The 5,396-nt window shown below is 36.7% G+C and carries 8 protein-coding genes; all 8 read right to left on the bottom strand.

Annotated features, from left to right (window positions below):
- Window positions 1–656 (bottom strand): transposase (locus BLU80_RS19270; protein ID WP_139188225.1); only part of this gene is annotated, 656 nt, incomplete at its 3' end.
- Between the two features lie 34 nt (window positions 657–690).
- On the bottom strand, window positions 691–894 hold the full coding sequence (locus tag BLU80_RS19265) for a hypothetical protein (protein WP_091401589.1): 204 nt from the start codon (window positions 892–894) through the stop codon (window positions 691–693).
- A gap of 10 nt (window positions 895–904) precedes the next feature.
- Entirely contained in the window at window positions 905–1,195 is a 291-nt protein-coding gene (locus BLU80_RS19260; protein WP_091401587.1) for a DUF4258 domain-containing protein, read from the bottom strand.
- 29 nt (window positions 1,196–1,224) lie between these two features.
- Window positions 1,225–1,608 carry a hypothetical protein gene (locus tag BLU80_RS19255; RefSeq protein ID WP_091401585.1) on the bottom strand — a complete coding sequence of 128 codons (384 nt, stop codon included), beginning with the start codon at window positions 1,606–1,608 and terminating at the stop codon, window positions 1,225–1,227.
- A gap of 274 nt (window positions 1,609–1,882) precedes the next feature.
- Window positions 1,883–2,323 (bottom strand): DUF4304 domain-containing protein, encoded by a 441-nt coding sequence (locus BLU80_RS19250; RefSeq protein WP_091401583.1) that lies wholly within the window; start codon window positions 2,321–2,323, stop codon window positions 1,883–1,885.
- 1 nt (window position 2,324) lies between these two features.
- Window positions 2,325–2,801 carry a hypothetical protein gene (locus tag BLU80_RS19815; RefSeq protein WP_211481925.1) on the bottom strand — a complete coding sequence of 159 codons (477 nt, stop codon included), beginning with the start codon at window positions 2,799–2,801 and terminating at the stop codon, window positions 2,325–2,327.
- Window positions 2,802–3,219: 418 nt separating this feature from the next.
- Entirely contained in the window at window positions 3,220–3,795 is a 576-nt protein-coding gene (locus BLU80_RS19235) for a HEAT repeat domain-containing protein (RefSeq protein ID WP_211481924.1), read from the bottom strand.
- 2 nt (window positions 3,796–3,797) lie between these two features.
- A partial coding sequence (locus BLU80_RS19230) for a putative toxin (protein WP_244519033.1) occupies window positions 3,798–5,396 on the bottom strand: 1,599 nt, incomplete at its 5' end.

Raw genomic sequence — 5,396 nt, 5'->3', positions numbered from 1 at the left:
TTCCACATGTCCATATTCACAATATTTAGTTCAGGTAGCACTTCTTTTCCAGAAAGCTGATACAGCAATGTTTTTAGGTCCTTTTCACTCCGGCCTTCCTGCAGCTCCAGAATGTATTCCTTGTCACTGTCAAGCACAATTGTTGCGTAGTTATGCCCTTTCGTAAACGCTTTCTCGTCTATACTAATATTCTTAAAGGATATAGCTTCCCCGCGATTTAGCATGCCTTGCTCAACAGCATCTTCCATAATGCTTCTTATTATGTACGGGGTGGTTTTCATTATTTCTGCAACTGTATTTTGCACTTTAATTTTTTGCAACAACCTAATCGCTTCGCTTCTAAATAGATAGGTATAGCTTCTACCAGGAGGGGTAAAATTGGGCTTATAAGTTTTGATCTTGCCATTATGATCCTTATACCTCGGAAGCCTGGCTATTAGGTAGCATTTGTACTCAAACCAAGCTAAATGCTGCCACTCTCTTTCTGGTGCATAGTCATAAATGGGATACCGTTTCCCGTCAACTAGACAGTCTGTCAACTGGTATTTTAAATAAATTCGAGTGATCTTCTCAGGCGAAGTCATCTTCTCAACCTGAACGATCGCAAACTCATCTGTTATACCCAACATCTCCTGTAAAAACATGTCAAATTCCATCCCACAAATATGCAACTAAATAATAATGTAACCATTATTTATTTACGATAGCCTTTATTAAGTAATCATAAACCGACTTATTCTCTATAAAATTTTGAATAATAGGTAATACATAATTACTATATTCGCTAATGCTATCATCTTCATAAATAATAGGCTTGATATCTTGAAGAGCGCCAATGGGGTCCCATTCATCCAAAATTCTTTCAATTTGCTTATTTATTTCATTACTTTTCATCCTTGATAAATTAAAATCCATTGAATATTCCCCTGCCCCCATCTCCACCCTTAGCACTATAATCTCCCATTATAGAAATAATTTTTCCTGCATTCCTACCCGATATTTCAACGACAATACGATACCGACCAAGCAGATAATGAATTTGAGGACTTCCTTTATACGCAACTTCTTTAACAGTCCCTTCTTTTATAATTTTCAAAACTGCATCTTGAGTAAAGCCTCTTGTAGCCATTTGTTCTGCACCATGTTCCGTAAAATCTAAAATTCCCCTTTGAGCAAGCTTGCTTTCAAAGCTCATTACCCCCTTAGTGGCTCCCTGAACAGTTCTTAAAAATGTACGAAGAATGAATCTGTTTCTTCTCCTTCATCTACCATTTTGACTTCTAAAGAACATAAACCATCTACTGCTTCTTTCGCATCAATTCTACTCCATCCTTCTTTTTTTAGCATTTCCAATAAATTATTTTCCGAAACGATTATTTTATCACCATTAACTAAATTCATTTCATATAGAAAATCACAAAGCGATTTTACTCTACTAAGAATTAAAGTGTCAAAATCTATTTTGAAAACAAAATCTTGTCTATCTTCTTCATTAAGCCAGCCAACTGTGCCAAATATTTTTTTATTTACTATTTTATATTCTTCAATTTTTGCTTTAAACAAAGTGAAGAAGGACTTCAAAAAATTGATTATTATTGATTGCTCCATATTTAATGTTATTTAACTCCTTCGCCTAACCATATATGACGACTTCCAACGCTTGTACCTAATCCTTCGACCTGAATGTGTGGTTATAAAATTTTTCCCTTGACTGGATTTAAGTCATATCTCAATTTCCCACCAAACTGTTCAGTTAATTTTTCGAATTGTTGTAATTCCGTTTTTGTCAGTTGTGAACCTGGTTTAGATAGTTGTTGAACAAGTGATTTAAACTCTTTTAATGACCCCGCCTCAATTCTACTTACCCCCTTAGCGGCAACTGTTACTCAATTTTCAATAATTGCTTTGCAACTAATTTAGTTTGATATAACATTACTGGATTTTCTTTTAAAAGCAACTTTAATTTTTCTACTGAGGTAATCCCATCAACATAACATCTAATGTTATCATCTATGGCGTTAATTAATTCATCTTCATTTAAATTATCAAGGTCAAATAAATCTACTTTTTTCTCATTCAATACTATGCTAAATCTCGCCCTTACATCTCCATCAACATCTTTAGGTGTTAAAAGATTTGGATTTAATTCAGTAATAACATAACCAATGTTAATATAATACCCATTGGAAAAATTAGATTTTTGAAATCCAATCACAATTATCAAATTCTCAAAAGAAAGATAGTAAAAGTTCCCTTTTTTTGTAAATCCTTTTCCAAAAAGAAAATCACCAACAGTTTTTTTGAACGTTTTTAAATAAATCATATTAGTATGTATCTAAAATTGTTTTGAAACCTTTTCCATAAATACTTTCAACTTCTTGCTTGTACATTTCCAATTGTTTATACCCTTGTTTTATGGCCCTTGGATTATTTGGCTTGAGTTCATAAATGATTTTTTTCTCTAAATCAATAAAATCAATTCGTTTTCTACTAGGTAGCATAAACTCTTTAATCCGCACCCCATCCAATACATCTCCCGCTTTGTATGCTTTGTGCATTTGCTGTCCTAAACGATTAGCGACAGTACTTCCCGTTTTAGCAGCATCCTCAGCAGCAATTATCGAAGCTCTTTTTCCTAATAATTTAAGGCCAGCCCTTGTTAATGATATCCCTAATTCAATGGGAAGGGCAATCAGATCTTCTACATTAATTGTAGATGGATAAATTGCCTCTGAAACATGTCGCGGTCGTGAATCAGTTTGATAATACCTCACTGGTTCTAATGGCTCTTGAGGAAACAAGGGGTCATCAAGAGACCATTCCTTTCCATTAAAATGGAGAAGCTGGCCTTTTTCATTGAATTTTGTATCACCAAAATCGGGAACATATTCTCCAGTCTTGGGTTACCCGTTACCGTAATACGCTCAGGTAAATTTAAATAATTGTAGACAATCCCGGAAATATTTTTATTGGCATCTGATGCCATATTTCCATTATCCCTATCGACAAAGTCATTGAACTCTACGAAGGTCTGCTACAACTCGAACGAGATAAAGTTGAAAAACTAAAAAATGGAAGTGCTGTTTAACTAGATAAAAATGCTTTAGGCCCTTCCGGGGGTATTTTTGTTGTTGGTCGCCCGCGGGCGGTCAGAAACCCCAAAACTCCCCCCGGAAGGGCCACACACCTGACACACTTTATTATACACTTCCATGGTGGTTATGATAGCTTCTTCAATGTCTTTAATGCTTCCTTTCTTATTAAAGCTTTTGAGTGACTGGTCAACATTGTTACTTTCTCCCTTGCCTTTCTTGATTTCATTCTGCCCAACGCTTCTAAAGCGTGGAGGGTTACTTCCTCATCATCAAGCAAATTGACTAAAACATCTTCTGCTTTCTCTGATTTAACCTTCCCCAAAGCTGCTACAAACATTTGTCTTGACGTTCCGTTTGTTTTATCCAGAACTATTGGTAATATATTTTCAACGTCATCTTCTGTAATCGTTGTGTAGATTGTGTTTCCGATTGCCCAACGCAAAAGCGTTTTATCTTTAGGCGTTCGGTTGTATTCTGCTATTAAAACAGGACTTGCTTTTCCGATGGCTTCCTTTACCGCTAATGCTCTTACAATGCCTTCTTTGATACTAATGTGTCCTATTCCTTCTTGCAATAAATTAAGTAAAACAGGCACTGCGGTTGGATATGGCTTATCCGTATTTACTAAATCATAAATATCATTTACACTAATACCAGCCTTTGCTAATTCTGATTTTACTTTATTCATTTCGACTTCCATAGCTATTTGAACGGGATTGGTTTAATAATAATACTTCCATTATTTATCAAGTTTTGCAACGGCCCTGAAAAAGTTGTATTTGGCCTTGTATATAGGATGAACTGACGCCCCGTTTGTTGCGAGAACATATAAAAATCCCTCAACTGACTTGTAAGACTTAGATGACTAACATTTTTCACTTCTCCAAGCGTTGTAGATGTCAACTGGTCGGGTATCCTATATTTCGCAGTACCCGTTAATGATGGTATCCTTACTTGGACGCCAACCCCTACGGCTTCTTCTCCAGCGATACCTAATGCTCTTGCATTCCCAAGTCCCTCCTTAACTACATCCTCAGCAGCAATTATAGCAACTCGTTTCTCAAATAATTTAAAACCAGCCCTTATTAATGATATCCCTCCTTTAACGGGGAAGAAAATTAAATCTTCTACATTAATTAAAGACGGGTGAATTGCCTCAGAAACAAATCTTATTTTACCGTCATATTTATTTATTTGTTTATTTCCACCTGCAGATTCCCAGCCAGTACTGTATGTTTTTTGATCTATTTTTTTGGGAGTTTTCTTCTTTTTATCATCATCCCCGTCTTGATCTCCATCAGTTTGATCGTCCCGTCCTTCAGATCTCCCCATTTGCTGCCATTGTTTAAAAACTTCAACAGCATCCGCTCCTTGGAAGGTTACACTCTGCATCCCATCCGGGTCTTTAAATCCTAATGGATTATCATAAACATAATTGTAAGGCGACATCCTTCTGGAAACATCTGCTAGCGGATCAGCTACATGCCACCTGCCAATCTGAGCATCATAAAACCTCGTCCCATAATCATATTGATCTAATCCGAGGTCTTCCTGAAGCTCTTTACCGTTGTAGGTGTATTTATTATGTAGCGATGCCAACACCTGCGTATAACCAATCCCTTTTTGCTGTAACCCAAAAGGGTAGTAGCTATTGGTTTCCAGTATCGGGCTGGAAACGTTATAATCATCCGTTATAACAACTCTGGTGTTACCAAGATGGTCTTTCAGATAGTAATCATTAATAAAACTACTTCCAAGAGGCCTCGTCCTGCCTTCTTGATTGCCAAAGAACTGAAGCGTATCATTTTGATAAACGGCAGCACCCAGATAAGTTGTAACAGTGGTTATCACCCCATCTACGGTTTTCTTCTGTAACTTATTACCAGATGCGTCGTAAATGTAACTGACAGTACCCTTACCCGTTACCGTAATACGCTCAGGTAAATTTAAATAATTGTAGGCAATCCCGGAAATATTTTTATTGGCATCGCTGGTCATATTTCCATTACTGTCATACGTATAATCTACTGCCGAAGCTGCTTTAGTGCCTGTATAATGAAAATCACCCAGGGTGGTTGTCGCATCATTGGCGGTGTCCACTACATTTTTAAGTCGGTTGCTATTGGTATTATAATGATAAGCCAACTGATCGATCAGGCTGGAACTACTTCCAGACTTAAGGCCATATTGATTCATTGTCATGATGTTGCCATTCTGGTCATAGCTTAAACCAGATACACTATAATTGACATTTGCAGTTGAAAATCCGCCTGATTTGTATTGCCCGAAAGCAGCTCCGGT

Origin of the sequence: Arachidicoccus rhizosphaerae (assembly GCF_900107765.1) — a bacterium.
GTDB lineage: Bacteria > Bacteroidota > Bacteroidia > Chitinophagales > Chitinophagaceae > Arachidicoccus > Arachidicoccus rhizosphaerae.
The sequence above is the reverse complement of the archived record's forward strand: the minus strand, read 5'-3'. Positions and strand labels throughout refer to the sequence as shown.

Excerpts from the sequence above, each read along its gene's own strand:
- BLU80_RS19260 (WP_091401587.1), bottom strand. The coding sequence starts at position 1,195 with ATGAGCTTTGAAAGCAAGCTTGCTCAAAGGGGAATTTTAGATTTTACG.
- BLU80_RS19235 (WP_211481924.1), bottom strand. The coding sequence starts at position 3,795 with ATGGAAGTCGAAATGAATAAAGTAAAATCAGAATTAGCAAAGGCTGGT.
- BLU80_RS19265 (WP_091401589.1), bottom strand. The coding sequence starts at position 894 with ATGAAAAGTAATGAAATAAATAAGCAAATTGAAAGAATTTTGGATGAA.
- BLU80_RS19255 (WP_091401585.1), bottom strand. The coding sequence starts at position 1,608 with ATGGAGCAATCAATAATAATCAATTTTTTGAAGTCCTTCTTCACTTTG.
- BLU80_RS19250 (WP_091401583.1), bottom strand. The coding sequence starts at position 2,323 with ATGATTTATTTAAAAACGTTCAAAAAAACTGTTGGTGATTTTCTTTTT.